The 402-nt window shown below is 40.0% G+C and carries 1 protein-coding gene; it reads left to right on the top strand.

All coding sequences use genetic code 11. The annotated features are described in order from the left end of the window. Nucleotides 1-362: RNA-guided endonuclease TnpB family protein (locus MJG50_RS22010; protein WP_240257913.1), on the top strand; the 362-nt coding region annotated here is incomplete at its 5' end. Between the last annotated feature and the right edge of the window lie 40 nt (nt 363-402).

Genomic DNA, 402 nt, shown 5'->3' with positions numbered 1-402 from the left:
CTACTGAAATCATCAAAAACCACGATGTGATTGGTATTGAAGACCTGCAAGTATCTAATATGCTAAAGAATCATAAGTTAGCAAAAGCAATTAGTGAAGTATCTTGGTCACAATTCAGAACCATGCTTGAATACAAAGCAAAATGGTATGGCAAAGAAGTCATTGCTGTATCTAAAACCTTTGCCAGTTCTCAACTATGTTCTTGTTGCGGCCACAAAAACAAAGACGTTAAAGATCTTAACCTTCGTGAGTGGGATTGCCCTTCTTGCGGCACACATCACGACAGAGATATTAACGCAGGACAAAATCTAAAAGCTGAAGCGATAAGACTTCTAACCGTAGGGACTACGGGGGTAGCCTAATCAATTAGAAGCCAAAAGGCTTCCGTACTTAGGAATCTCC

The sequence above is a fragment of the Fredinandcohnia quinoae genome, from assembly GCF_022427965.1.
Classification (GTDB): Bacteria; Bacillota; Bacilli; order Bacillales; family Bacillaceae_L; genus Ferdinandcohnia; species Ferdinandcohnia quinoae.
Note: the sequence above shows the minus strand (reverse complement) of the source record. Positions and strands in the feature narration are given on the sequence as shown.